23 protein-coding genes are annotated in these 25429 nt (G+C 39.7%); 9 read left to right on the top strand and 14 right to left on the bottom strand.

Going from position 1 to position 25429, the window contains the following annotated elements; all coding sequences use genetic code 11:
* Window positions 1-43: 43 nt before the first annotated feature.
* The 3 genes from QV04_RS05390 to QV04_RS05380 all read right to left on the bottom strand — a co-directional run bounded on the left by QV04_RS05390 (window position 44) and on the right by QV04_RS05380 (window position 2710).
* Complete coding sequence (locus tag QV04_RS05390; protein ID WP_065231047.1) at window positions 44-367, bottom strand: hypothetical protein; 324 nt, start codon at window positions 365-367, stop codon at window positions 44-46.
* A complete protein-coding gene (locus tag QV04_RS05385) occupies window positions 364-1647 on the bottom strand; it encodes an agmatine deiminase family protein (protein ID WP_197494796.1) in 1284 nt (427 codons plus the stop codon). The genes QV04_RS05390 and QV04_RS05385 overlap by 4 nt, the downstream gene beginning before the upstream one ends.
* 169 nt (window positions 1648-1816) lie before the next feature.
* On the bottom strand, window positions 1817-2710 hold the full coding sequence (locus QV04_RS05380; protein WP_065231048.1) for a LysR family transcriptional regulator: 894 nt from the start codon (window positions 2708-2710) through the stop codon (window positions 1817-1819).
* A 180-nt stretch (window positions 2711-2890) separates the two neighbouring features.
* Here QV04_RS05380 and QV04_RS05375 point away from each other — a divergent pair, with 180 nt between their 5' ends.
* Window positions 2891-3868, top strand: coding sequence for an alpha/beta hydrolase family protein (locus QV04_RS05375; RefSeq protein ID WP_065231049.1), 978 nt, complete (start codon window positions 2891-2893; stop codon window positions 3866-3868).
* Window positions 3869-4001: 133 nt separating this feature from the next.
* Here QV04_RS05375 and QV04_RS05370 read toward each other — a convergent pair whose 3' ends face one another.
* Window positions 4002-4511 (bottom strand): GNAT family N-acetyltransferase, encoded by a 510-nt coding sequence (locus tag QV04_RS05370; protein ID WP_065231050.1) that lies wholly within the window; start codon window positions 4509-4511, stop codon window positions 4002-4004.
* Between the two features lie 417 nt (window positions 4512-4928).
* On the opposite strand from QV04_RS05370, the gene QV04_RS05365 reads away from it, so the two are divergent.
* Entirely contained in the window at window positions 4929-5612 is a 684-nt protein-coding gene (locus QV04_RS05365) for an alpha/beta hydrolase (RefSeq protein WP_065231051.1), read from the top strand.
* A 133-nt stretch (window positions 5613-5745) separates the two neighbouring features.
* On the opposite strand, the gene pnuC is transcribed toward QV04_RS05365, so the two are convergent.
* Window positions 5746-6429: a nicotinamide riboside transporter PnuC gene (pnuC, locus tag QV04_RS05360; RefSeq protein WP_065231052.1), complete on the bottom strand. Its 684-nt coding sequence runs from the start codon at window positions 6427-6429 to the stop codon at window positions 5746-5748.
* Between the two features lie 236 nt (window positions 6430-6665).
* On the opposite strand from pnuC, the gene rapA reads away from it, so the two are divergent.
* Both rapA and rluA read left to right on the top strand, forming a co-directional pair.
* Complete coding sequence (gene rapA, locus QV04_RS05355; protein ID WP_065233278.1) at window positions 6666-9584, top strand: RNA polymerase-associated protein RapA; 2919 nt, start codon at window positions 6666-6668, stop codon at window positions 9582-9584.
* A 3-nt stretch (window positions 9585-9587) separates the two neighbouring features.
* On the top strand, window positions 9588-10241 hold the full coding sequence (gene rluA / locus QV04_RS05350; protein WP_065231054.1) for a bifunctional tRNA pseudouridine(32) synthase/23S rRNA pseudouridine(746) synthase RluA: 654 nt from the start codon (window positions 9588-9590) through the stop codon (window positions 10239-10241).
* A 1-nt stretch (window position 10242) separates the two neighbouring features.
* On the opposite strand, the gene phoR is transcribed toward rluA, so the two are convergent.
* From phoR to QV04_RS05305, 9 genes are all read right to left on the bottom strand, one after another.
* On the bottom strand, window positions 10243-11547 hold the full coding sequence (gene phoR, locus QV04_RS05345) for a phosphate regulon sensor histidine kinase PhoR (RefSeq protein ID WP_065231055.1): 1305 nt from the start codon (window positions 11545-11547) through the stop codon (window positions 10243-10245).
* Between the two features lie 3 nt (window positions 11548-11550).
* Complete coding sequence (phoB, locus tag QV04_RS05340) at window positions 11551-12240, bottom strand: phosphate regulon transcriptional regulator PhoB (RefSeq protein WP_013745898.1); 690 nt, start codon at window positions 12238-12240, stop codon at window positions 11551-11553.
* Between the two features lie 28 nt (window positions 12241-12268).
* Window positions 12269-13045 (bottom strand): phosphate ABC transporter ATP-binding protein PstB, encoded by a 777-nt coding sequence (gene pstB, locus QV04_RS05335; protein WP_039092893.1) that lies wholly within the window; start codon window positions 13043-13045, stop codon window positions 12269-12271.
* 10 nt (window positions 13046-13055) lie between these two features.
* Window positions 13056-13904, bottom strand: coding sequence for a phosphate ABC transporter permease PstA (gene pstA / locus QV04_RS05330; protein ID WP_013745896.1), 849 nt, complete (start codon window positions 13902-13904; stop codon window positions 13056-13058).
* Window positions 13904-14854, bottom strand: a complete 951-nt coding sequence (gene pstC / locus QV04_RS05325) for a phosphate ABC transporter permease subunit PstC (RefSeq protein WP_065231056.1) — start codon at window positions 14852-14854, stop codon at window positions 13904-13906. Before pstC ends, pstA begins: the two co-directional genes overlap by 1 nt.
* Window positions 14855-14919: 65 nt before the next feature.
* Window positions 14920-15963, bottom strand: a complete 1044-nt coding sequence (gene pstS, locus QV04_RS05320) for a phosphate ABC transporter substrate-binding protein PstS (RefSeq protein WP_065231057.1) — start codon at window positions 15961-15963, stop codon at window positions 14920-14922.
* A 131-nt stretch (window positions 15964-16094) separates the two neighbouring features.
* Complete coding sequence (gene rpoH / locus QV04_RS05315) at window positions 16095-16940, bottom strand: RNA polymerase sigma factor RpoH (RefSeq protein ID WP_065231058.1); 846 nt, start codon at window positions 16938-16940, stop codon at window positions 16095-16097.
* Window positions 16941-17064: 124 nt separating this feature from the next.
* Window positions 17065-19230, bottom strand: coding sequence for a DNA helicase II (gene uvrD / locus QV04_RS05310; protein WP_065233277.1), 2166 nt, complete (start codon window positions 19228-19230; stop codon window positions 17065-17067).
* Between the two features lie 23 nt (window positions 19231-19253).
* Window positions 19254-20258: a LacI family DNA-binding transcriptional regulator gene (locus QV04_RS05305; protein ID WP_082985571.1), complete on the bottom strand. Its 1005-nt coding sequence runs from the start codon at window positions 20256-20258 to the stop codon at window positions 19254-19256.
* A gap of 161 nt (window positions 20259-20419) precedes the next feature.
* On the opposite strand from QV04_RS05305, the gene idnD reads away from it, so the two are divergent.
* From idnD to QV04_RS05280, 5 genes are all read left to right on the top strand, one after another.
* Window positions 20420-21442 (top strand): L-idonate 5-dehydrogenase, encoded by a 1023-nt coding sequence (gene idnD / locus QV04_RS05300; RefSeq protein WP_065233276.1) that lies wholly within the window; start codon window positions 20420-20422, stop codon window positions 21440-21442.
* Window positions 21442-22209 carry a gluconate 5-dehydrogenase gene (gene idnO, locus QV04_RS05295; protein ID WP_268872745.1) on the top strand — a complete coding sequence of 256 codons (768 nt, stop codon included), beginning with the start codon at window positions 21442-21444 and terminating at the stop codon, window positions 22207-22209. Before idnD ends, idnO begins: the two co-directional genes overlap by 1 nt.
* Before the next feature lie 18 nt (window positions 22210-22227).
* The gene (locus QV04_RS05290) at window positions 22228-23241 is read left to right on the top strand and encodes a TRAP transporter substrate-binding protein (RefSeq protein WP_039090321.1); all 1014 of its coding nucleotides are present in this window, start codon (window positions 22228-22230) and stop codon (window positions 23239-23241) included.
* Window positions 23242-23302: 61 nt separating this feature from the next.
* Complete coding sequence (locus tag QV04_RS05285) at window positions 23303-23836, top strand: TRAP transporter small permease subunit (RefSeq protein WP_039153106.1); 534 nt, start codon at window positions 23303-23305, stop codon at window positions 23834-23836.
* A gap of 2 nt (window positions 23837-23838) precedes the next feature.
* A complete protein-coding gene (locus tag QV04_RS05280) occupies window positions 23839-25158 on the top strand; it encodes a TRAP transporter large permease (protein WP_039135691.1) in 1320 nt (439 codons plus the stop codon).
* Window positions 25159-25429 lie beyond the last annotated feature (271 nt).

The raw sequence follows: 25429 nt of genomic DNA, 5'->3' as shown, positions 1-25429 counted from the left end.
GTGCGGTCATTTTTTCAGCCGTTTTCAGAGGATTGAAGCCTCATCAAATAAACAAGGCAAAAATCAAACCACCAAAGGTTAAGATGAGGCTGGCGAAATAGAGCCGAAAGGTGGTTTGGTAGTGGCTGGCTTGTTGCATTCGTTCGGGGTGGGCGAGCAGGCGGTAAAGCACGCTGAGCATCATCACCAGCCCCACCAATAATGAGGCGGTGATGAGTAAATCAGAGAGGCTATTTACCGCAGGTTGGCTATCGTCTGCAGCCGCCCAGCCTGCGAGGAAGTTCAGCAAAAAGCCCATTACGATGCCGATGGAGGCAATCATCGGCTGGCGTAAGTCTTTGAAATTGGGTTGTTTTTCTTCACTCATTCGGGAATTTCCTGCTGGGTGGCACAATGGATTGAGCCGCCGCCGTTGGCGATGCCGTCTGTGGCGATTTGTAGCACAGTGCGGTCTGGGTGGCTTTGGCTGACAATGTCAAAGGCTTCACGGTCGGCATCAGGGTCGCCAAATTGTGGCAAGATGATGCAGCCGTTGGCAACGTAAAAGCCGATGTAGCCTGCGGCGAAGCCGTCTTCATTGAAGCGGAAGCCTTTGTATTGGCGGGCTTCTACGGCGGCTTGCACGGTTTCGTAATTCGGGGCGTGTAGCTCAATCACATTGCGGTGGTGCTGTTTGAGAACACGCAGATTATCGCGGGTTACTGAATAATCCGGTGATTCTGGTTCATCATCAATAGCACAGAGTACGCTGTCGTCGTCGGTGAAACGGGCGTAGAAATCAATGTGGGCATCGGTGATGTCACGGGCTTTTAAGCCTTTGAGCCAAGTGATGTTGTTCACGCCCAGCACACGGTGTAATTCTTGTTCCACTTCGGCTTTGCTACGGTTGGGGTTGCGATTGTCATTAAGAATGCAGCTTTCGGTACAAATGGCATTGCCTTTACCGTCCACTTCAATGCCGCCACCCTCCATCACTAGCCAGGTTTTCACGAGGGACGAGTGGGTGTATTTGGCGACAAAAGCAGCGACTTTTTGGTCTTTGCCGATGGGCTGATCTACAATGCCGTGTTCGCGTTTAGTTGGGTCTTTTCGCCAGCCTTGCGCACCTGTGTCTGCCTGTCCCCAGCCGTTGAAATTGAAATCCACGGCGGCACGCTTGCCGTTTTCATCACGCACAAACAGCGGAGCGGTGTCGCGTACCCATAAGTCATTGAGCGGTGCGGCGATGAGGTTGATTTTTCCACCTGTTTCGATGTTGGGAATGGTACGCCCGTTGGTGAACACGCCTGTGGCGCTGTATTCACGCAAATCCGATTGTGTCAGCTCGCCTTTCACCTCTGCCAATACGGCACGGGCTTCCTCCATTTCATTGGGGTTCACCAGCATATTCACGGGTTCAAAACGGGAAAGGTTGGCGGCGATTCGCATTAAATCTGCCCGTGCCGCACGGCGTGCCATTCCATACACCCCTGTCGTCCCCCACGCACCAGCTGTTGCACCATATGCCATCCAAGTGGCTTGATGTGGCGCACTTTCAGACGGCATAAAATATTGGATTGCTCCGCTATTAGTTGCTTGAGCGTGTCGTAAGAAATAAGGCGAAATGGCTAATGCACTCGCTCCAAGTAAAAAATCACGACGTTTCATAAGCTTCTCTCTATAAAAAATTCGGCGAATTATACAACGGCATAAAATGGCAAGCGAGGAAAGTTTGAGGGCTGATGACAAAAGTGCGGTGTTTTTTTTTCGGTGATTTTTTATGTTGAGCAAGGGATTAAAGCACCGCATTTCGCCGTGACGAGATGATTTTCTCACCTCACCCAAACCGCCCTAGCAAAATCTCCGCAAGCAAATCAAATACGCGTTTGACTCGTGGTGGTTCGGCTTGGCGTTTAGGGCGATAGAGGTAACACGGCCATTGTTTGCGGGGCAGTTGGGGGAAAAGTTCCACCAATTCACCGCGTTCAAGATAAGGTTGGCACAGTTGGCGGGGGATATGGGCGACGGTTTGCCCCGCCAGCACGGCGGAAAGTTCGCTGCTGATGTTGTTGGTGAGCAGTTTGGGCGGGTTGGGCTGATGGCGGTGTGTGCCAATTTCCCATTGCCAAATGCGTCCGTTGTTGGGGTTAATCAAGGCACTTAAGGGGTAACGGCTAATGAGGTCTTGCCAGTTTTTTGGCTCGCCATAGTGCTGTAACAGGTTGGGGCTGGCAACGATAATGTCTTGTTCTTGCCCGACTTTTTTCACTATCAGACGGCTATCTTGTGGGTTGCCAAAGCGTATGCCCACATCAATTTTGCCTGCCACCACGTCAATCAAGGCGTTGTCGGTTCGCCAATGCAGTTGAATATCGGGGAAATCGCTTAGGCGGATCAACAGTTGTTGCAACACCTCGTTCATTAAGATGGGGTAATCAGGCAGGGCAATGCGGACAGTGCCACTCAGTGCGTGATTTGGTTGAGGGTGAATCAGCGCTTCGGCATCGGCAAGTAGGCGTTGGGCACGGGGCAAAAACTGGCGGGCAAAATCCGTGAGTTGCACTTGTCGGGTGCTACGCTGAAACAGCACTTCGCCCAAAGATTGTTCCAACTCGCTGATGCTACGGGTAACGCGTTGTGGCGACACGCCCAGCTCGCGTGCGGCGTTTTTAAAATGCAAGGTGTTCGCCACCGTGCAAAAAATATGGAGCAATTCCAGCCTGTTTTTCATCGTCTTTGTTCCTCTTGATGGCGAAAAAATCATAGCAAAGTTCTTCAATTATTCCAAATACAGAAATAATAAATTCCATTTTCTATCATTTTGTTTGCCATTCTGAGAGGCTATAATGGCGACTGTTCATTCAGGGCGTTATACATAACGCCCTATTTTTTAAAGCCATAAGGAGTATCAATGTTATCCAACCGTTTACCAGCCGACCGCCTCGCTTTGGCGTTGGAACAAGAAAAAACCATTTCTGCCGCCGATTATGAAAAAGTCAAAGCCTTGGCGAGTATTGTTCGCCCTTTACGTAGCTTTATTTTCAAAACCCCAGCCGCTTACGATATGCCTTTTGAAGAATGGGTAATCCCCTCTGAAGATGGCGTGCCACTTGAAGCGTGGTTTATCCCAGCCAAAGGCGGAATGAGCGATAAACTGGTGATTTTTAACCACGCCTTGCCGATGTGCCGTGCAGGTTTCCCCGGTCATTTCGGGCAGCCTTGGGCGAGCTTTGATGATTGCGAAATCGACTTCGTGATTCAATACAAACACCTCACCAATGCTGGCTACAACGTGCTGACCTACGACATTCGCAACCACGGCAACAGCGGGGCGGCGAATAATGGCATCAGCGGTATTGGCAACTGGGAATGGCGTGATTGTGTGGGCGTGAAAAAATTTGTCGATGCCCACCCTGAGCTTTCCAAAATGAAAGTGGCACTGTATAGCCAATGTATGGGCGGTAATTCGCAATACCGTGCCATTATGGAACGCCCTGATTTATTTGAAAATGTGCGTTGTATGGTCAGCCCGATGGTGGTGTCAATGGCGGCGATTTATGATGCCTTTTCTGAATTGCAAGGCGTGCAACAATATCAACCCTTGATTGATTTAGAATTGCTCAAAATGGGCGGTTTCACGATGGCAGAAATGACCCCGCACCTGTGGGCGCACGCGGTGAAAATGCCAACAATGATTGTGCAAGTGCTGGAAGACGCGTGGACACGCAATCCTGAAGACGGTCAAAAAACCTTTGATTTGCTCGGTGCGAAAGAAAAAGAATTGCTGTGGATTGAAAACACGCCGTATCGCTTCAAAGATGGCTATAACTACTTTGGGCGTTACCCTGAACAAATCCTCGCCTTTATCAATCGTTATATGGCGGATTAAGCAGTAAACGGAAGAAAAAGTATGGTTATTTATAAAAGGCGAACATTTTGTTTTTTATGAGGAAATACTCCATTTTTCAGAATAAGAATAAATAGAAACATAAAATTCCGTGGAAAGAACCATATTTTTCTTTTTAATTTAATCCAAATGCAGTAGCGTAATGAATTTCTCCTTGTGGCACGTTTTTCACCAAGGGTAGCACGCGTAATACGCCTTCAGGTAGCTCAAATGGAGCGCTGATATTGTAGTCCTCTGCTGGCAGATAGCCAAAGCGAGCGTAATAATCAGGGTGTCCTAACACTACAATTGCTGCATAGTTCATAGTCTTAATTTGGCGATGTGCGGCTAAAATCAAAGCTTTCCCCACGCCTTGCCGTTGCCATTGTGGAGCAACAGAGAGAGGCGCTAATGCTAGTACAGACTGTCCACAAATAGTTGCAGGGCTAAATAAAATATGCCCGATGATTTCTCCTGCTTGCACAGCTACTAATTCTAATACTACATCGTGGTTAGCATTCAAATTGTGAACTAAGAGCGATTCTTGTCCGTCGCTTAAAGGCATATCAGCAAAAGCTGCTTGGATTAAGTTTTCAATCGATTGGGTATCTTCTGGACGAGCTTTTCGAACGGTGAATGTTGTCATTTTGTATCCTAATGATTTTTTAGATAACTCTGAATTTTAGAGGTTTTGATGGTAAAAGACAAAATAAAATGATGTTATTTCTTACCTTATTTTTAACATCTGATTTGTGTTCATTTCGCCGTTTTTCACTATGTTTGTGGCAAATAAGCATTGTTGTAGATTGACATTGCACTAATTTCCGACAGAGATGAATGTGGGCAGTCTAGTAAGATGGCGTGTTGTAAATGTTTGAATAGTATATAAGATACACAGAGGGAGTATTGCCATACTATAAAGAAGTGAGAAAATAACCGAGTTTTTAAAATTTAAGAAGATACCTATTAATATCACTGTTAAAAACTTATTTTACCTATGTTGTTCCTACAATAGGGGATAATTTAGAATGAATTCAACAATGTTTTTAATTTGGAGGATAAAATGAATAAACCAGCTATCGTATTAGTTCACGGATTTTGGGGTGGTGCAGCTCATTGGAATTTAGTGATCAATGAACTCAAAAAACAAGGTTATACTGATGTTTTTGCTGTGGAAAATCCACTGACCTCACTTCAAGATGATGCGGAACGAACTCGTAAAATGGTGGCTCAGATTCCACGACCAGTTGTATTGGTTGGACACTCTTACGGTGGAGCAGTAATTTCAGAGATGGGGAATATGCCTAATGTGACGGCTTTAGTGTATATTGCGGCTTTTGCACCTGATGTTGGTGAAAGTGCAGGAGAGATTAGCCAAAAAATGCCACCACAAGCTTTTTCGGCGATTGAAGGGGATAGTGATGGTTATTTATGGATAAAGCGTGAAGAGTATCACCAAAGTTTCTGTCAAGATATTGACGAAACCTTGGCTTATCCGATGTCAATCACACAAAAAGCGCCTATTGCTTCGACTTTCAGTGATATAGTTACACAACCAGCTTGGAAAGTGAAACCGTGTTGGTATCAAATTTCTTCTCAAGATCGAATGATTCATCCAGACAATCAAAGAATGATGGCGCAGAGAATGAAGCCTCGTAAGCTCATTGAATTAGATGCTAGCCATGCCTCTTTAGTTTCGCAGGTTGAAGCAGTGTCTGCTCTTATTATTGATGCCGCTAATTCGTAGCTAAAAGCCGACAAAAAGCACTATACATTTGTTTTTTCATAAAAAACTGCACCACCCCTTAATGTTGAATAATGAATCCAACTTTTGCGGTGCAGATAATTGATCAAAAAACAGTTTTTATCAAAGCAATAGTTTAAGCATTTGCTGTTTTAGCAAGTTTAGTCCAGTTGTAATAACCATAAAGGGAATTTAATAAATAAGCAGCATACATAATATACATTGCTGCAGTGTCCGCCCATAAGGCAATCGAGAGGACATTGATAATAATCCATAATACCCACTGTTCTCGATAACGTAATAACATTAATAATTGCGCTGCAATTACCATTACGGTGGTAACGCCATCTAGCGATACAGAATTGCCGTCAGTGGTTTTTAAATAGGAGATGAAGAGCAAAGAACAGATAGCAATTGCTGCAATGGTGACGATCCAACCTTTAAAATTCAATGCCTTAGCAACGACGCTTTCACCTTCACCATCTTTCTGCATATTGGCTTTCCATAAAAAATAACCGATAAATTGTGCCGGAATATAAACGTAGAGCGTAGTTGTCATTTCGCCATAAAATTTGTTATCCCAAGCAACATAGAAATAGGTATAAGCAAAAATTAAACCGAAAAGGTAATTACTGATTTTCCCTTTACCAACAAATATAACGCATAAAATACCGGCGATACCGGAGATCATTGCTAATAGAGAATCAGGCTGATGGATATAGGTTCCTATCTGTAATGTAACAAAGAGTACTAGCCAGAAACTCTCAAATTTTGTCCAACCTCCGAACAGCTCTTGTTGAATATTTTTTATAGTTAACATAGGTTCTCCAGTGAATATCATTTTTTCTATTACATTCTATATTTTTTGTTGCAAATATGCATTATTTTTTTCTATAAATTAAATGTTTGCTGTATAAATATAGCTGATATTTTACATTGCTCTCAATGTAAGGAGATTACTGATAAATCTTTTTGGTTTTCCAGACTATTCAGAGTACAATCCGCGCTTATTTTTAAATTGAATAATCAATACAAACAAAAGAGAAGAACAATAAAATGTCATTTACGATTGGACAACGTTGGATTAGTGAAAGCGAAAATAACTTAGGATTGGGATTAGTCACTGCTGTAGACCAGAGAACGGTAACATTTTTGTTTCCTGCAGCGGATGAAACACGAGTTTATTCCCTTGCGGTGGCACCGATGACGCGAGTATTGTTTCAGCAAGGTGATGTGATTACTCATCACGAAGGTTGGCAAGCGGAAGTATTGGATGTGATGGAAAATAATGGGGTTGCTCTTTATTTAGCGAAAAGAATCGATACAGACGAAGAAGTTGTAATTAAAGAACTAGAACTAGCGCATCAAATTACTTTTAGTAAACCTCAAGATAGACTGTTTTCTGCACAAATTGATAGAAATGATCGTTTTACATTGCGTTATCACGCATTACGACATCAGCAACATCAATTTCAATCACCATTTAGAGGGTTACGTGGTACAAGAGCTAGTTTAATACCTCATCAGTTACATATTGCTCAGGAAGTTGGAAATCGTTTATCACCAAGGGTATTGTTGGCAGATGAAGTCGGATTGGGAAAAACTGTAGAAGCAGGAATGATTCTACAACAACAGCTATTCTCTGGTAGAGTTGAACGGGTGCTAATTTTAGTGCCTGAAACATTACAGCACCAATGGTTAGTTGAAATGTTGCGTCGTTTTAATCTGAATTTTTCATTATTTGATGAAGAACGTTGTCAGGATTTCGATCGTAAAGAAGAAAATGGAAGAAGTGTTAAAGTAAATCCTTTTGATACTGAATCTTTGGTAATTTGTTCTTTGGATTGGTTAGTTACACAAGAAAATCGGAAGGCAGAAGTATTGGCAAGCCATTGGGATATGCTGATTGTTGATGAAGCTCATCATTTGGAATGGCACTCGTTGGCGCCAAGTCGAGCTTATCGTTTTGTCGAACAGTTATCACAAAAGATAGCTTCAGTTTTGTTGCTAACGGCAACTCCAGAACAGTTGGGACAGGAAAGCCATTTTGCACGTTTACGGTTATTAGATCCTCATCGTTTTTATGATTACAATGCCTTTGTTGCAGAGCAGAAACAGTATCGTCCGGTAGCGGTAGCAGTGAATGATTTGTTATCTGATAAGAAATTAACCGCTGAAGAACAGAATGTTTTAGCTGAATTACTGCCTGAACAGGATATTGAACCGTTATTGCGGATTATTAATGGCGGTAACAGTTCTAACGAGCAGATCCAAGAGGCGAAACAAGAGCTGGTTACTAATTTAGTGGATCGCCACGGCACTAGCCGATTATTATTTCGTAATACGCGTCAAGGAGTGAAAGGCTTTCCGAAACGTATTTTACATCAAGTGAAACTGGAATTACCGAAGCAGTATGCTAATGCGATTAAAGTAATGAATTTACTTAACAAGACAGTGCAACAAAATTCATTATATCCGGAAGTTCTATTTCACCAGCTTAATCCGGAGGCGGCGTGGTGGGATTTTGATCCGCGTATTGAATGGTTATTGACCTTTCTAAAAAATCATAGCCAAGAAAAGGTATTAATTATTTGTCAACAAACCGAAACTGTATTGCAGTTAGAGAAGATTTTGCGCAAAAAAGAGGGAATTCGTTCTGCGGTATTCCACGAGAAAATGTCGATTGTTGAGCGTGATCGGGCGGCAGCCTATTTTGCACAACAGGAAGATGGAGCAAAAGTGCTGTTAAGTTCCAGTATTGGTGCGGAAGGGCGTAATTTCCAATTTGCTTGCCGATTGGTATTGTTTAATTTGCCACTAAATCCGGATGTCTTGGAGCAGTCTATCGGTCGTTTGGATCGTATCGGTCAAACTAGAGATGTTCAAATTTATGTTCCTTATTTTAATCAAACATCACAGATGATTTTGGTGGATTGGTATCAAAAAGGCTTGGGAGCATTTGAACAGACTTGTCCAATGGGAGCAACGTTATTCGCTAAATACGGTAAACAGCTACAGACATTTATTGATAACCCAAATGAAGATGAGGTGGGATTTGCTCTCTTTATTGATCAAGTGGCGAAAGAGCGGATACGTCTGCAACAGGAGCTAGAACAAGGTCGTGATCGTTTATTAGAATTAAATTCTAATGGAGGTGAGAAGGCACAGCAGCTTGCTATAGATATTGAATTACAAGATGGACAACCGGAGTTAATTAATTTCTGTTTGAATTTATTTGATGTGATCGGTCTGGAACAGGAAGATCTTGGTGAAGATTCAATAGTTATTCAGCCGACAGGTCATATGTTGGTTCCTGACTTTCCGGGATTAAAAGAAGAGGGAAGTACAATTACTTTTAATCGTTCATTAGCATTGGCACGCGAAGATCTTGAGTTTTTAACGTGGGATCATCCAATGGTACAAAATGGTATTGATCTGATTACTTCTGGTGATATTGGAAAAACGGCAGTGAGTTTATTGCCGCATAAAGGGTTACCTGCAGGTACGTTATTGTTGGAATTAATTTATGTGGTTGAAGTACAGGCACCGAAAGCCTTGCAATTAACCCGCTTCTTGCCACCGACACCGGTGCGTTTGTTATTGGATATTAAGGGCAATGATTTAGCCTCACAAGTCTCTTTCCGTGGTTTAGAAAAACAGCTGAAGCCGATCAATAAAAATATGGCAAATAAAGTCGTTAAAATGACGAAAGCGGATATTGATCGTCTGATTAAGCACTCTCAAACTTTGATAGCGCCTTATGCCGAACAAATTATTGCGGAAGCTATTGAAGTAGCAGATAAAACATTGTATAGCGAATTACATCGTCTTACAGCACTTCAAGCGGTAAATAAGAATATTCGTCAGGATGAAATTGAACAACAGGAACAATTGATTACGCAATCATTAGCATATCTTCATCAAGCTAGCTGGCGATTGGATAGCTTACGCGTGATTGTTAGTAATAAAGAGTAATTTATGGCATTAATTGAGTACAACCCACCGCAAGGGTTAAATATCTTATATCAGGATAATTACATTGCGGTGATTAATAAACAGAGCGGTTTGTTGTCAGTTCCCGGTAATCAACCACAATATCAGGATAGTGCAATGACACGTGTGGCAAATAAATTTGGCTTTACTGAACCAGCACACCGTTTGGATATGGCCACTAGTGGTATTTTGCTATTTGCACTTTCAAAAGCGGCAGAGAAAGAACTGAAACGACAATTTCGGGAGCGTGAACCGAAGAAACAATACCAAGCTGTTGTTTGGGGGCATTTAGAGCAAGATAGCGGTATTGTCGATTTACCATTAATTTGTGATTGGGAGAATAGACCGCGACAACGTATAGATTTTTTAGTTGGCAAAAAAGCACAAACGCAGTATCAGGTTTTAGCGCGTTATCCGAATAATACAACTAGAGTGAAACTTACGCCGATTACAGGTCGCTCTCATCAATTACGGGTGCATATGTTGGCACTCGGACATCCAATTCTGGGTGATAAGTTTTATTCTCCTCCGGCAGTACGAACAATGGCAACGAGGCTATGTCTACATGCAGAAAGCCTTACTATTACGCATCCGATCACTCAAGAACGGATGACATTTACTTGCCCGCCGGATTTCTAACTTATTGTTGCGGATTGACGATTAAATCGGGTTTGATAATAAAAGAAAATTCACTGCCTTTACCGACTTCGCTTTGGATTTCAAGATAGGATTGATGTTGTTCCAAAGCGTGTTTAACAATGGCTAATCCCAAGCCGCTGCCGCCGGTTTTATTATTGCGTGATTCATCCACGCGATAAAAACGTTCGGTTAAATGGGTAAGATGGCGAGCTTCAATACCGATACCGTTATCGCTGACACAAAATCTTGCCCCTTGTTTACAACGTTGCCAACTGACGTGAATAATCGCCTCTTCGCCGGCGTGGCGAATAGCGTTATAGATCAGATTGGAAACCGCACTTTGTAATTGGTGTTCATCCCCAATAATTTTCAAATCCGGCTCGATTTCAAAAATAATTTGCTGTTTTGCTTGATGGATAACGGCAGTATTTTTTTGTAAAGAGAGAATTAATTGTGACATATCAACCACTTCGTGTTCGGCATTATTGATATTTTCAATTTTTGCCAATAAAGATAGCTGTTGCAGCAATGTCGCCATTCTCTCGCTTTGTTCTTTCATCGCCTGCAATGCTTTTTGTTGAAAAGGTGATTTTTCATCGATCTCGCCCTCAAACATTTCCAAATAACCTTGCAGCACCGTTAATGGTGTGCGCAGTTCGTGGTTCATATTCGCCAGAAAAGTTTGACGGGAGTGCATTAAGCGAATAAACGAGGTCGCATCGCGTGCAATAATTAAATAGGATTCGCTGTCGTAACTATTGATGTTAAATTCGATATAGCGTTTATTGTGGGTCAGTAAAACCAAAGGGCGATTGCGCCTGTTAAAGGTTAAATGACGAAAATAGTGTTTAAATTCGGGGTAAAAAATCACCTTAAAAACACTTTTTTGCGTTTTCTTATCCCAAATAAATTCAAACATCTCCTGTGCTGCTTGGTTGCACCAAGAAATATCGCCGTTGTGTTCACAAATTAATACCGCATCGGGCAAAAATTGAATATTGCGATTTAGCCTGGAAAGTAGCCGTAACGATTTAATTTTTTCGCGGCGAGTTCGCTCATTGTAGTAGGCAGCAGTTTGTGAAATATGCTCAAGCGCAGTAATTTTCTTTTTGCTTTTAGGGGGTTTATTCGGATTGATGATTTGCAATAAACTGAATTCATTATAGTGGTGCCAAATCAGTAAAATTACCAACACGGCAATTAACCAGAACGAGAAATCTTTACTGAAGAGACTCAATAGTGAAGCAATGCCGACCGCCAGCAACACTTCGATGATCAGATGTTTTAACGACAGATTGAGCTTCATTGGTTAATCCTGAAAATGGTTAGAAAAACGGTAGCCGAAACCACGAACGGTTTGCACATAGCGATCAGCCTGAAAAGGCTCTAAACTGCGGCGTAATCGGCGAATATAGGAGTCAACAGTGCGATCTTCAACATAAATATCATCGCCCCAAATATGATTCAATAGCTGTTCACGGCTATAGACTTTTTCGGGATGCGTCATTAGAAACAGCAGTAATTTATATTCGGTTGCGCTTAATTCCACAAATTGATTTTCCACGCTAACACGTTGCGCCTGCTGATCGATTTGTAAATTTTCAAAACTGACAATTTGGCTCGGCGGATCATAACTGCGCCGCCATAATGCTTCGATTCTGGCTAATAAAATTTTCGGTGAAAACGGCTTGGTAATGTAATCATCGGCACCGGCGTTCAGACAGGTAATGCAATCCTCTTCCGCACTGCGTGCCGTGAGCATAATGATTGGAATTTTAGCGGTTTGTTCCTGTTTTTTTAGATATTCAATAAACATAATGCCGGAACGACCGGGCAACATCCAATCCAACAGAATAAGCTGCGGTTGTTCCTCAAGGCGATTTACCGCACTTTGATAATCCTCCGCTTCAATCACCTCATAATTTTGCTTCAGTAAGTAAAGTGCAACCATTTCACGGATCGCACGTTCATCTTCAACAATTAAAATTTTGCCCGCCATAAGCCCTCATTTTATTTGAGTTGCTACTTTAACCCATTCTACCTGTAATGTAATCTTCTGTCCGTTGGAATTTCGGTTTATCAAAAATTTTGCTGGTTTGGTCGAACTCAATTAGTTCACCAAGATACATAAAAGCGGTGTAGTCAGAACAACGTGCTGCCTGTTGCATATTATGTGTTACGATAGCAACGGTGTAATCGTGTTTTAATTCGTTGATCAGCTCTTCGATTTTCATTGTTGATATTGGATCGAGTGCCGAGCAGGGTTCATCCAATAACAACACTTCTGGTTTAACCGCAATACCGCGTGCAATACATAAGCGTTGTTGTTGTCCACCGGATAAGCTATCGCCGTTTTGGTTCAGTTTATCTTTCACTTCATCCCACAATGCGGCTTTAGTTAGCGCCCATTCAACACGATCATTTAGTTCTGATTTTGGAAGTTTTTCAAATAAACGAATTCCGAAAGCAACATTATCATAAATCGACATTGGAAACGGGGTCGGTTTTTGGAAAACCATCCCGATTTTGGAACGGATAATGGCGATATCAGTATGTGTGGTTAATAAATTTTCATTATCTAAATTAATTTCGCCGGTAGCGTATTGGTTCGGATAAAGTTCATACATCCGGTTAAATATGCGTAACAGTGTAGATTTACCACAGCCTGATGGACCAATAAATGCGGTGACTTTATTTTTTGCGATTTTCATATTGATATTTTTTAAAGCGTGAAAATCACCATAATAAAAATTGAGATTATTAACGGTTAATTTCGCATCAATTTGGTTTGATAACATATCCATTTTATGGTCCTTATTTATGTTTGTTGGAACAAAGTCTGGTTAAAATATTTAAAGATAAAACAAAAATCGCAATTAATGCTGCACCTGCCCACGCCAGTTCATTCCAATCTTCAAACGGGCTGGCGGCATATTGATAAATCACCACCGGTAGATTTGCCATTGGTGCATTCATATCCAAAGAGGTGAATTGGTTTGAGAGCGCAGTAAACAGCAATGGTGCGGTTTCGCCGGAAATGCGGGCAACGGAAAGCAGAATGCCGGTTAAAATGCCGGAGCGAGCGGCACGATAGCAAACCATCGTAATGACTCGCCATTGCGGGCAACCGAGTGCAGCGGCGGCTTCGCGTAAATTATTCGGCACGAGATTCAACATACTGTCGGTGGTTCTGACCACAACTGGAATTACCAACATTGCCAAAGCCAACGAACCTGCCCAGCCGGAGAAGTGTTTTACTTGCGAAACATAGATTGCGTAAATAAACAGTCCGATAATAATGGAGGGTGCGGAAAGTAAAATATCGTTCAGAAAACGGGTAATTTTCGATAATTTGCTATAGCGTCCGTATTCGCTTAAATAGGTGCCTGCCAAAACGCCAATCGGTGTGGCGATAAAGGTGGCAATTAATACCATCATAATCGAACCGATAATGGCATTAATCAAACCGCCGCTTTCGTTGGGTGCAGGTGTCGCTTTTAGGAACAGTTCAAACGAGAGTGCCGGGATGCCTTTGATGATTAATGTGTATAAAATCCAAATCAACCAAAAAAGCCCGAACAGCACTGCCAGATAGGCAAGGCTTAACATAAGAAGATTTCTGCTTTTACGCCAATAAAAGCGTTGATTTTGATATTTATGCATTATTTTCTTCCTTCTAGTCGACTCATTCGCATCACTAATAAACGTGCGATCGCCAATACTAAAGTGGTAATCAAGAATAGAATTAACCCTAACTCCATCAAGGCTGATTTCTGTAAACCGCCGGCTTCATTAAATTCATTGGCAATCGCAGAAGCAATGGAGGTGGATGGTGCAAAAATGGAGTTTGGCAGTTGAAAGGCATTGCCAATAACGAAAGTTACAGCCATTGTTTCTCCCAATGCCCGCCCTAACCCAAGCATAATACTACCGATAACACCGCCTTTAGTATATGGAAGAACGATTTTCCAAATTACTTCCCAAGTGGTTGCTCCTAAGCCGTAAGCGGATTCTTTCAACATTGGAGGTACGACACTAAAAACATCTCGCATTGTTGATGAAATAAATGGAATGATCATAATGCCCAACACTAATCCAGCAGTGAATAGTCCGATGCCGAAAGGTGCGCCGGAGAAGAGAATGCCTATTAAGGGTAAATTATCAAACGTATCAATGATATAAGGTTGAATATATTCTTGAAAAAGTGGTACGAAAACGAATAATCCCCACATCCCGTAAATAATGGAAGGAATAGCCGCTAACATCTCTATTGCCGTACCAATTGGCTGTTTTAACCATTGAGGTGACAATTCAGTGAGGAATGCGGCAATACCGAATGAAATCGGAACGGCAATTAGTAAGGCAATAGTCGCAGAAATCAACGTTCCTATGACTGGTACCAATGCACCATAATTTTCTTGCACCGGATCCCAATCATTTGTCCATAAAAATTTAAAATGAAATTTAGAAATAGAATCCCAGCTACCAATAACTAAAGATAATAAAATAGCGGAGAGAACGATAAAAACAAAGATTGCAAAAAAACGTGTTGTGTTCTTAAAAAGGTTCTCTAGCCAAGCGTGATTTAAACATTTATTCTTGATTTTATGCATTTTATCTACCTTGAGGGTAAAGGCTATGCATATGCTAGCCTTTTGATATTTTTGTAGAAATTATCTTAATAAAGCGCTTTTCCCTGAGAATCTTTTACTTCGCTATACCAATTCATTTTAATTTTTTCGACAACATTGTCAGGTAATGGGACATAATCAAGTTCTAAAGCAGCATCTTTACCATTTTTAAATGCCCACTCAAAAAATTTAAATACATTTTTTGTATTTGCTATATTGTCTGCTTTTTTATGAACTAAGATGAAACTTGCCGCAGTAATTGGCCAAGATTGATCACCAGATCCGTTGGTTAAAATTACACCCATTCCCGGTACTTTATCCCAGTCAGCATTGGTAGCAGCAGCCATAAAGCTATTGCGAGAAGGCTGTACAAATTTACCGGAAGCATTTTGTAAAGTAACCCAAGTTAATTGATTTTGTTTGGCATAAGCATATTCTACATAGCCAATAGAGTATTTAAGTTGTTTGACGTAAGCTGAAACACCTTCGTTACCTTTTCCTCCTTGTCCAACTGGCCACTTAACGGACTTTCCTTCACCTACTTTCTCTTTCCACTCCACAGAAACTTTGGATAGATAGTTAGTCCAGCTGAATGTTGTGCCAGAACCATCTGAACGTCTAACTACAAGAATATTTTTATCAGGTAAGGCTATGCCATCATTTAGAGAGACAATCGCTGGATCATTCCATTTTTTGATTTTACCGAGAAAGATATCGGCAATTACAGGGCCGGAAAGTTTTAATTCTCCCGCTTTGATTTCTGGAATGTTCACAACAGGAACTGTTCCTCCAATGATGGCGGGAAATTGTAATAGTTGCTGTTCTTCAAGGACGTTAGCTTTCATTGGATCATCTGAAGCACCAAAATCAATGGTTTTGGCGATAATCTGTTGTTGACCACCTCCGGAACCGATGGATTGATAATTGACTTTATTACCGGTTTGTTGTTGATAAAGCCCAGCCCATTTCGCATAAATTGGATAAGGGAATGAAGCTCCTGCTCCAGTAATTTCGTGGGCATTTGCTTGAGTGATAAAGGGTAATAAGATGGTGACAAGAGCAAGTTTTCTAAGGACTTTCTTAGGTAACATAGTTTTCTCCTAACAGAATGAATTAACCTTTGATGTTAGGAAGTTTAGCGATGAAATATGACAGTTTGATGACAGGGCAAAAAATAACCCCATATTCCGTGATGAAATATGGGGAATTTTATAGAGGGAATTTAGAATGTTACTGCATTTCTTAATTTTTTTAATGCATTGCTTTCTAATTGTCTGATACGTTCGGCTGAAACGCCATAATGATCAGCCAATTCCTGCAATGTGGCTTTATCATCATCCAACCAACGGGTTTGGATAATATGACGACTTCTTTCGTCTAATTGTTCCAATGCTTCACTAAGTTGATCGGTTGCTTGATTTTCAAAGTTTTCTTCTTCTAATTCGGCAGCGAAGTTTGAACTTTTGTCTTCTAGATAAAGTGCCGGAGAATAGGTTTCTTCGCTATCATCAGTAGGTAAATCGAAACCCATATCTATACCGCTCATACGTGATTCCATTTCTTGTACGTCTTCTGCAGAAACACCGAGTTCATTAGCAACCATATCTACTTCATTTGCGTTGAACCAACCTAGACGTTGTTTTGTTTTACGCAAATTGAAGAATAATTTACGTTGAGCTTTAGTGGTGGCGACTTTAACGATACGCCAGTTGCGTAACACATATTCGTGAATTTCTGCTTTAATCCAATGCACAGCAAAAGAAACTAGGCGAACACCAACTTCAGGATTAAAACGTTTCACGGCTTTCATCAAACCAACATTACCTTCTTGAATTAAATCGGCTTGTGGCAAACCATAACCGGAATAACCACGTGCAACGTGAATCACAAAACGTAAGTGGGATAAAATTAATTTTTTCGCGGCATCAACATCTTGATGATAATACAAACGTTCTGCCAGCTCCTTCTCCTCTTCTGCAGTAAGCATTGGATATTCATTAGCTGCTCGAATATAGCCTTCTAAACTACCTTGAGGAACAAGCATCATGTTTTGCATTTCTTTTGTCATTAACTACCTTCTTATATTAAAAAATTTGTTTCCGTTATAGCACAGTTAATGCCTAATGTAAAAACTGTCTTAACTTAACGAACGTTTTATTTGACCTATTATAATGCAAAAAGTTTCATATAGATCACAATTTTTCTAAATTTGCTAAGTGAGCAATCAGCCATTTTATACCTTGATTTTGAAAGGCAATTTGTAGCCGGCAGTTTTTATCACTACCTTCTACATTAATAATTGAACCATATCCGAATTTATGATGTTTTACGCGTTGACCCGGCTTCCATTCTGAATTTTCTAAAATTGATTTTGCTGTACCAACCGCTGCAAGGTTTACCGCTCTTGTTACTGTACCTCTTAAGCGAATCTCCTGAATATTTTCTTCCGGTAATTCATTAATAAAACGCGAAACAATACGTTTTTCTTCTTGAGAATAAACACGGCGTTGTTCAGCATAACAAAGCGTAAGTTTTTTCCTTGCACGAGTGATACCGACATAAGCCAAACGGCGTTCCTCTTCGATTCTGCCTTCTTCTCCTGAAGCACCGCTCGGGAATAAGCCCTCTTCCATTCCAACGATGAAAACACGATCAAATTCCAAACCTTTTGAAGAGTGCAACGTCATTAAATCGACACATTGTTGATGCGGCGAGGCTTGTCCTTCACCGGCTTCCAACGAAGCGTGAGTTAGAAAAGCAATCAAATCGCTCATCTCCTCCGCTTCATCCGGTTTTTGAAAATCTCGTGCGGCAAAAACCAGCTCATCCAAGTTTTCCAAACGCACCTCGCCTTTTTCGCCTTTCTCTTTTTGGTACATCTCTTTCAGACCGGAGTGTTCAATCACGAATTCGGTCTGTTCTGCCAACGGTAGATCAAAAGTGTCATTATCTAAGGCGTTGATCAATTCGATAAAACGCAACAAAGCAGAAGCAGCGCGACCTTGCACCAATTTCTCTTCCAATGCTAAATGCGTTGCCTGCCAAAGCGTTAATGTTCGTTTACGAGCAATATCTCGCAAAATTTCAAGTGTTCTATCGCCAATGCCACGGGGTGGTGTGTTGACTACTCGTTCAAAGGCAACATCATCTTGACGATTTGCTAAAAGACGCAGATAGCCGAGAGCATCCTTAATTTCTTGACGTTCAAAGAAACGTAAACCACCATAAATACGATAAGGCAGACCGGATTGTAAAAATGCTTCTTCTAAAATTCGTGATTGGCGGTTACTGCGATATAGCACTGCACATTGATCATAATTACCTCCTTCATCTACCCACTGTTTAATCTGTGAAGTCACAAAACGTGCTTCATCGTGTTCATTAAATGCACGATAAATTCCGACAGGATCGCCTTTATTGCCTTCCGTCCAGAGATGCTTACCTAAACGTCCCTCGTTATTAGCGATTAACATATTAGCAGCTTGTAAAATATTTTCCGTAGAACGGTAGTTTTGTTCCAAACGGATCGTTTCTGCATGATAATCAGTTAAAAAACGATAGATATTATCAATTTTTGCACCACGCCAACCATAAATAGATTGGTCGTCATCACCGACAATCATCACATTGGCACTATTTCCAGCTAATAATTTAACCCATTCATACTGAATATTATTGGTGTCCTGAAATTCATCCACCAAAATATGCTGAAAACGTTGTTGATAACGTTGCAGAATCAACGGCTTTTTCTGCCAAAGTTCATAAGTTCTTAATAATAATTCGGCAAAATCGACCAAACCGGCACGATCACAGGCATCTTGATAAATTTTGTAAATTTCAATCCAACTGTGATCTTCTTTATTGTGAATTTCAATTTGATCTGCACGTAAGCCAAGATCTTTCTTGTTATTGATATACCAACAAATCTGTTTAGGTGGATACAACCCTTCATCCAGATTGTAGGATTTTACTAATCGTTTTACTAACCGTAGTTGATCTTCAGAGTCTAAGATCTGAAAATCTTGTGGTAAACCGGCATCCAAAGCGTGGCGACGTAAAAGACGATGTGCCAAACTGTGAAACGTTCCGACCCACATTCCGAAAGGTGGTGTGATTTGATCCTGTAATAAATTTTCAATGCGATGACGCATTTCAGCAGCTGCTTTATTAGTAAAGGTTACCGCAAGAATGGCATTGGGGCTGATATTCTCAACACCGATTAACCAAGCAATGCGATAAGTTAGTACACGTGTTTTTCCACTGCCGGCTCCTGCGAGTACTAAATAATTAGCTAAAGGAGCTGCAACTGCTTCACGTTGCCGTTCATTTAAACCATTTAATAATTCTGAAAAGTCCATAGGAGATCCTGTTATTGTTAGACCTAAGCACTTTGTCTGCGCATAAATCTAAAAGGTAATTCAATGATTTGTTGAGAAGGGAGTTGTTTAGATGTTAAAAATTGAATTAATATTTCGGCACCCATTTTTCCTATTTCAAATCTAGGTGTAGCAATTGTAGTTAGGCTCGGATTGAGTACTTTGGAAAATTCTAAATCATTGAAACCGACAATATCTAGCTCCTTACCAACCTTAATATCTCTACGGGAACATTCCATAATTGCTCCCGCTGCAATGTCATCATTAATGAAAAAAATCGCATCTGTATCAGGCCAACGATATAAAATTTCAATGAGTGCTTCGGCACCACTGGCAAAAGAAGTTCTTTGTTGCATTTTAAAATGTCTATCTGTGACAAGATTGTTCTCATTTAAAACAGCTTCCCACGCATTTTTTCTTAATAATGCTCTGCTATCTAACCAAGATGAGCATAATGCAATGTTTTTTCTATGTTTTTCTTGTACTAAAAAACGAATTAACTCTTTAGCAGCAACATATTGATCGATGCCAATATTCGCAAGAAAATTAGGATTATCATAGATATTCATAATTTCTACTGTCGGAATATTAGCTGTTTTTAATAACTCTATTGTTTTTTGTGTATGAAATGTTTCTGTGAGAATAAAGCCATCCACATTTTGTTGCATATATTTTTCAATAATGTGTTGTTCTTCCAATGGCGTATAAGAGAAATCACTGATTAATAAATTATAGTTCCATTGGTCGCAAATTTCTTTTACACCATCAATGACTTCTTTAAACACGTCATTACTGAAAGAGGGAATTAATAGCACGATAGAATTGGTAGATGATGATGCAAGTGATTTAGCTATACTATTAGGTATATAGTTCATTTTTCTACACATTTTCTCAATTTTTTCTCTCATTTCTGTGGAAATTAAAGAAGGATTATTAATTGCCCTAGAAACAGTGGATTTATTAACTCCTAAAGCTTTCGCTATGTCATCAATTGTTGTGCGTTTTTTCATAGATAACGGTTCTTAATCAATTAATTCTGTTGTTTTATATTTTATCTGAAATCATTTATTTTTTGAAACTGATCACACTTTGAACAAAATGTTGTTGCAACACTTTTTAATAAATATTACGTTAATGCAATCGGTTGCATTGATGGTTAAAGAGGTGAAGAATGACAGAAATTTATAAGTCAGAATGTGTGAAAGTATCAGGAACACATCAAATACAAATTACCACAACAGAGATATCCGCTAAGGAAAGTAATGAATCTATAGTTAAAATAAGCAGAGGGGGAATATGCGGTTCTGATATTCATTACTATCAAGAAGGGGGAGTAGGACACTTCAGTTTAAAACATCCTATGATTTTAGGTCACGAAGTCGTTGGTATTTTAGAAAATAAAAAGCAAGCGATTGCAATAAATCCAAGTAAGCCTTGTTTAAAATGCAAATATTGCCTGAGTGGAAAATCCAATCAATGTTTAAATATGCGTTTTTTTGGTAGTGCGATGCTGAATCCACATGTGGATGGCGGTTTTTCTCAATATGTTGCTGTAAGAAATGAGCAAATTGTCCCTTATGATAATCGGATACCAAGCAAAATAATGGTATTTGCTGAACCGTTAGCTGTTGCGATTCACGCTGTTAATCAAGCAGGTTCTTTGGTTGGAAAGAAAGTTTTAGTGACAGGTTGCGGACCAATCGGTTCTCTTGTGGTTGCTGCTTGTAAGAAAGCTGGTGCGGTTGAAATTGTTGCCTCTGATATACAAGAATCTTGCCGAAATAGTGCTATTGCTATGGGAGCAACATCTGTGATTAATCCTTTGGAGGATCAAGAACAGTATTTCCAAGATAAAGGTTATTTTGATGTGAGTTTTGAAGCTTCAGGAGCAAATAGTGCTATCAACTTTGCAATTGATGCAACTAAAGCAACCGGCACAATTATTCAAATAGGAATGGCAAAAGGAGATGCCGCTATTCCGATCACAAAATTCTTAGCGAAAGAACTTACTTATAGAGGGGCCTTCCGTTTTACTAATGAATTTGAAGTAGCAGTACGTTGGTTAGAGCAAGGATTGATTAATCCGTTACCGTTGCTTTCTCATGAATTTTCTTATCAAGATGCAGAAAAGGCATTACAAATAGCGAGTGATAAAAGTGTTGCTATAAAAGTCCAACTTAAATTTGAGGAATAATTATGAATAATTTATTTGATTTAACAGGGAAAAGAGCTTTGATAACTGGCTCTGCTCAAGGGATAGGTTTTTTACTTGCAAATGGATTAGCTCAATATGGTGCAGAAATTATCATTAATGATATTAACGCAGAAAAAGCGCTAGTCGCTGCTGAACAGTTAAAAAAGAAAGGTTTTCTTGCTCATTCAGTTCCATTTGATGTGACTAAAAAAAGCGAAATTGAGCGTAATGTTGCGGAAATCGAAGAAAAAATAGGGGCAATTGATATCCTAATTAATAATGCTGGTATTCAACGGCGACATCCTATTTTGGAATTTCCTGAACAGGAGTGGGATAACGTTATTGAAATTAACCAAAAAGCGGTTTTCTTAATGATTCAGGAAGTTGGCAAATATATGGTGAAACGTAATGCAGGAAAAATTATCAATATTTGTTCAATGCAGAGTGAGTTAGGACGAGATACTATCACGCCGTATGCAGCTTCTAAAGGTGCAGTAAAAATGATTACTCGTGGAGCGTGTGTTGAATTGGCTCGTTATAACATTCAGGTAAACGGAATTGCACCAGGATATTTTAAAACGGAGATGACTAAAGCATTAGTGGAAAATGAGCAGTTTACAAAATGGTTATGTCAGAGAACGCCGGCTAATCGCTGGGGTGATCCGGAAGAATTAATCGGTTCAGCTGTTTTCCTTTCTTCTAAAGCTTCCGATTTTGTCAATGGCCATCTGTTGTTTGTTGATGGTGGAATGTTAGTTGCTGTATAAACAACGAGGAGTTTAATTATGAACTTTAAAAAATCTTTATTATTCATTTCATTAGCAAGTTTGATGTCATTTGCAGTATCGGCAGCGGAAATTAATTTGAAATTTGAAAGCTCAAATTTTGCTGGAGAGAAAGTATATGAGATCCAAAAACAGTGGACTGATAATGTAGAAAAAGCCTCAAATGGAAGAATCAGCATTGAATTATTACCGTTAGATTCAGTATTAAAAACAAGCGATATGCTTTCTGGAGTGAGAAATAAAATTATTGATGGTGCAGTTGCTACTGCGGCAATGTATGCTGGTACTGATCCTGGTTTTGGCTTGATTGGTGACACTATTTCTGCGTGGAGTAGCGATGAGGATATTCTTAGCTTTTATTATAATGGAGGAGGTTTTGAAGTCGTTGATAAAATCTTTCAACAATATGGGGCTAAATTAATTGGTGTATCGGTAACTGGTTCAGAGTCACTACCTTCCAAAGTGAAAATTGCAAGTGTTGCTGATTTTAAAGGCGTTAAAGTTCGTGCACCATCAGGTCCAATTCAGAAATTATTTGCGAAGTTAGGTGCTTCTCCTGTCGGTTTGCCGGGATCAGAAATTTACACCAGTTTAGAAAAAGGCATTATTGATGCAGCGGATTTCTCTACTTTTGCCAATAATCAGGCACAAGGTGTGCATGATATTGCAAAATATCCTATTTATCCGGGTATTCATTCTTCTCCTGCAGTTCATATGATAATGAACTTAAAAACTTGGCAATCACTCTCTCCTCAAGATCAGGACTTTCTAGTGTCCTATTTTAAAGGAATGGCTTTAGATACACTGATTAAAGCTCATTATGAAGATAAAATCGCATATAAAGAAGCGTTAGATAAAGGCGTTCATCCAGTGGCTTGGAGTCCGGAAGAAGTTGCGAAAGTTCGTGCCGCGGCAAGAGAAATCTGGCAGGAAACAGCTCAACAATCTGAAATAGGTAATCAGTATTATCAAGCCTTATTAAAATTCCTTACTTCTCAAGGAATGATGCAATAATCGTAACTATAGGCAAGGCTGGATTGGATCACATTCAGCCTTGTTTATTAAGGAGTTGAAAATGTCTTTTTCTCAACGCTTACTATTTTTATGTGATCGGTTTGATCAATTTTTTATCAAATTAGGTTACTACGTCTCTTATATTTTCCTTTTTATTGTTGCGATTGGGTTTTATGAAGTTATTGTGCGATATATTTTTTCCAGTCCTACAATTTGGGTACACGAGGTCACTACTTTTCTTGTCAGTTTATCTTTACTTTATGGTGGTGTTGCTTGTTATGCCAACAATAAACATATTGCTATGACATTTATTCGACAACAATTTTCAGCTCGAGTGAGGTGGGGATTGGAATTGCTCGTTGAAATATTCGTTTTTATTTTCTTTGTTTTATTAAGTTATGGTTCATATCTTTCAGCTGTCGAAGCATTTTTTACTCCTATGGGAACATTTAAGATGCAAACTTCCGGTACTGTATTGGATACGCCATTCCCTGCGATTGAAAAAGGGTTCTTTTTTATTTCGTGTTTGATGGTGTTGGTACTTTCAGTGTTGCATATATTTCGTCATTTAGTGACTAAAAATCAGGAGGGATAATTATGATTAGTGGTTTAGGAATAGGTGTAGGAACATTAATTATCTTTCTAATGATGATTTCGTTGTTATTTATTGGTATGCCATTGGGTTTTTTAACCGGCTTAATTGCTTTAGTGATTTCCTATTTATGGTTTGATACTGCGGCAATAATGCAAATGGTTGCGGCAAGGGTAACAGATTTTACTTCTTCTTATACATTTGTTGCAGTGCCAATGTTTGTATTAATGGCAACATTATTGGATAGAACAGGCATAGCGCGTGATTTGTACAATGCTATGCGTATTATTGGTGGTAGGTTAAGAGGGGGTATCGCTATTCAATCAATGTTTGTTGCTATTTTATTAGCAACAATGTCAGGCATTATTGGTGGTGAAACCGTATTGTTAGGAATGTTGGCATTACCGCAGATGTTGCGTTTAGGGTATAACAAAAACCTTGCTATAGGTACGGTGGTTGCCGGCGGTGCATTAGGGACAATGGTACCTCCAAGCATTGTCTTAATTATTTATGGTATGACGGCAAACGTGTCTATTGGTGGACTATTTTTAGCTGCAATTCCTGCGTCAGTTTTATTATCTTTACTTTATATTTCCTATATTTTGTTATTATGTTATTTACGGCCAAATTATGGACCAGCAATGGCTGCAAGTGAAAGGCAGGCATTAACAAAAAAAGATATTAAGAAAATTATTCACGATATTGCTATTCCTGTAGCAATTGCCACTTGGATTTTAGGCAGTATTTATGGTGGGATTGCTTCTATTACAGAGTCTGCTTGTATTGGTGTAGTGGGTGTTATTCTAGCGGCTTTTTATCGCAAAGAGTTGAACTTCACGATTATTAAGGAATCGCTTAAACATACAATTAATACTGTTGGAATGATTATTTGGGTAGGTATCGGAGCAACAATGATCATTGGCATTTATAATCTAATGGGAGGAGATCGTTTTATTTCAGGTTTATTTGCCAGTTTGAATGCTCCGCCGATTTATACCATTATCATTATGATGATTATCTTATTGATTTTAGGAATGTTCTTGGACTGGATTGGTGTAGCAATGTTAACAATGCCTATTTTTGTTCCGATTATTACTGCACTTGGCTATGATCCGATTTGGTTTGGTGTTTTATTTTGCGTAAATATGCAAGTGTCATTCCTTAGCCCTCCATTCGGACCGGCAGCATTTTATCTTAAAAGTGTAGCTCCGGAAGGCGTGGAATTAACAGATATTTTTAAATCTGTCTGGCCATTTATTAGCTTACAAATTTTAGTTCTGATTTTACTATTAGCTTTTCCCGAAATTACCTCATTATTTCTTTAATCTTATAAAAGTTCTTCCTTTAATAAAGGGAGAACTTGTTCGCCTATTTTCTGATAGATATTTCAGAGAGTACGGGATAGTTATAACGAGTATTAAATATTCGACTTTTCATTCCATATAATGAGCGACTTTATGTCCAAATAAATTTAAGGAATTATATAAAATGTTAGTTTATTTCTGTGTAATTTTATAAGTGTAAAGTTGTTGGTTGTAAAATTACGCATCTATTTTGGATACGAATATTTAATAGCTTCTTTAGTTCAGATTCAAG

The organism is Gallibacterium genomosp. 1 (assembly GCF_001678575.1).
In the GTDB taxonomy this organism is placed as follows: domain Bacteria; phylum Pseudomonadota; class Gammaproteobacteria; order Enterobacterales; family Pasteurellaceae; genus Gallibacterium.
This window is presented reverse-complemented; position numbering and strand designations above follow the sequence as displayed.

What these genes read in the sequence shown, in the direction of transcription:
- pstB (WP_039092893.1), bottom strand. Translation starts at nt 13,045, where the DNA reads ATGGATATGTTATCAAACCAAATTGATGCGAAATTAACCGTTAATAAT.
- QV04_RS05375 (WP_065231049.1), top strand. Translation starts at nt 2,891, where the DNA reads ATGTTATCCAACCGTTTACCAGCCGACCGCCTCGCTTTGGCGTTGGAA.
- pstS (WP_065231057.1), bottom strand. Translation starts at nt 15,963, where the DNA reads ATGTTACCTAAGAAAGTCCTTAGAAAACTTGCTCTTGTCACCATCTTA.
- QV04_RS05370 (WP_065231050.1), bottom strand. Translation starts at nt 4,511, where the DNA reads ATGACAACATTCACCGTTCGAAAAGCTCGTCCAGAAGATACCCAATCG.
- rpoH (WP_065231058.1), bottom strand. Translation starts at nt 16,940, where the DNA reads ATGACAAAAGAAATGCAAAACATGATGCTTGTTCCTCAAGGTAGTTTA.
- QV04_RS05365 (WP_065231051.1), top strand. Translation starts at nt 4,929, where the DNA reads ATGAATAAACCAGCTATCGTATTAGTTCACGGATTTTGGGGTGGTGCA.
- QV04_RS05280 (WP_039135691.1), top strand. Translation starts at nt 23,839, where the DNA reads ATGATTAGTGGTTTAGGAATAGGTGTAGGAACATTAATTATCTTTCTA.
- QV04_RS05390 (WP_065231047.1), bottom strand. Translation starts at nt 367, where the DNA reads ATGAGTGAAGAAAAACAACCCAATTTCAAAGACTTACGCCAGCCGATG.
- pnuC (WP_065231052.1), bottom strand. Translation starts at nt 6,429, where the DNA reads ATGTTAACTATAAAAAATATTCAACAAGAGCTGTTCGGAGGTTGGACA.
- phoB (WP_013745898.1), bottom strand. Translation starts at nt 12,240, where the DNA reads ATGGCGGGCAAAATTTTAATTGTTGAAGATGAACGTGCGATCCGTGAA.
- QV04_RS05305 (WP_082985571.1), bottom strand. Translation starts at nt 20,258, where the DNA reads ATGAAAAAACGCACAACAATTGATGACATAGCGAAAGCTTTAGGAGTT.
- QV04_RS05385 (WP_197494796.1), bottom strand. Translation starts at nt 1,647, where the DNA reads ATGAAACGTCGTGATTTTTTACTTGGAGCGAGTGCATTAGCCATTTCG.
- QV04_RS05285 (WP_039153106.1), top strand. Translation starts at nt 23,303, where the DNA reads ATGTCTTTTTCTCAACGCTTACTATTTTTATGTGATCGGTTTGATCAA.
- uvrD (WP_065233277.1), bottom strand. Translation starts at nt 19,230, where the DNA reads ATGGACTTTTCAGAATTATTAAATGGTTTAAATGAACGGCAACGTGAA.
- QV04_RS05380 (WP_065231048.1), bottom strand. Translation starts at nt 2,710, where the DNA reads ATGAAAAACAGGCTGGAATTGCTCCATATTTTTTGCACGGTGGCGAAC.
- pstA (WP_013745896.1), bottom strand. Translation starts at nt 13,904, where the DNA reads ATGCATAAATATCAAAATCAACGCTTTTATTGGCGTAAAAGCAGAAAT.
- phoR (WP_065231055.1), bottom strand. Translation starts at nt 11,547, where the DNA reads ATGAAGCTCAATCTGTCGTTAAAACATCTGATCATCGAAGTGTTGCTG.
- pstC (WP_065231056.1), bottom strand. Translation starts at nt 14,854, where the DNA reads ATGCATAAAATCAAGAATAAATGTTTAAATCACGCTTGGCTAGAGAAC.
- rapA (WP_065233278.1), top strand. Translation starts at nt 6,666, where the DNA reads ATGTCATTTACGATTGGACAACGTTGGATTAGTGAAAGCGAAAATAAC.
- QV04_RS05290 (WP_039090321.1), top strand. Translation starts at nt 22,228, where the DNA reads ATGAACTTTAAAAAATCTTTATTATTCATTTCATTAGCAAGTTTGATG.
- rluA (WP_065231054.1), top strand. Translation starts at nt 9,588, where the DNA reads ATGGCATTAATTGAGTACAACCCACCGCAAGGGTTAAATATCTTATAT.
- idnD (WP_065233276.1), top strand. Translation starts at nt 20,420, where the DNA reads ATGACAGAAATTTATAAGTCAGAATGTGTGAAAGTATCAGGAACACAT.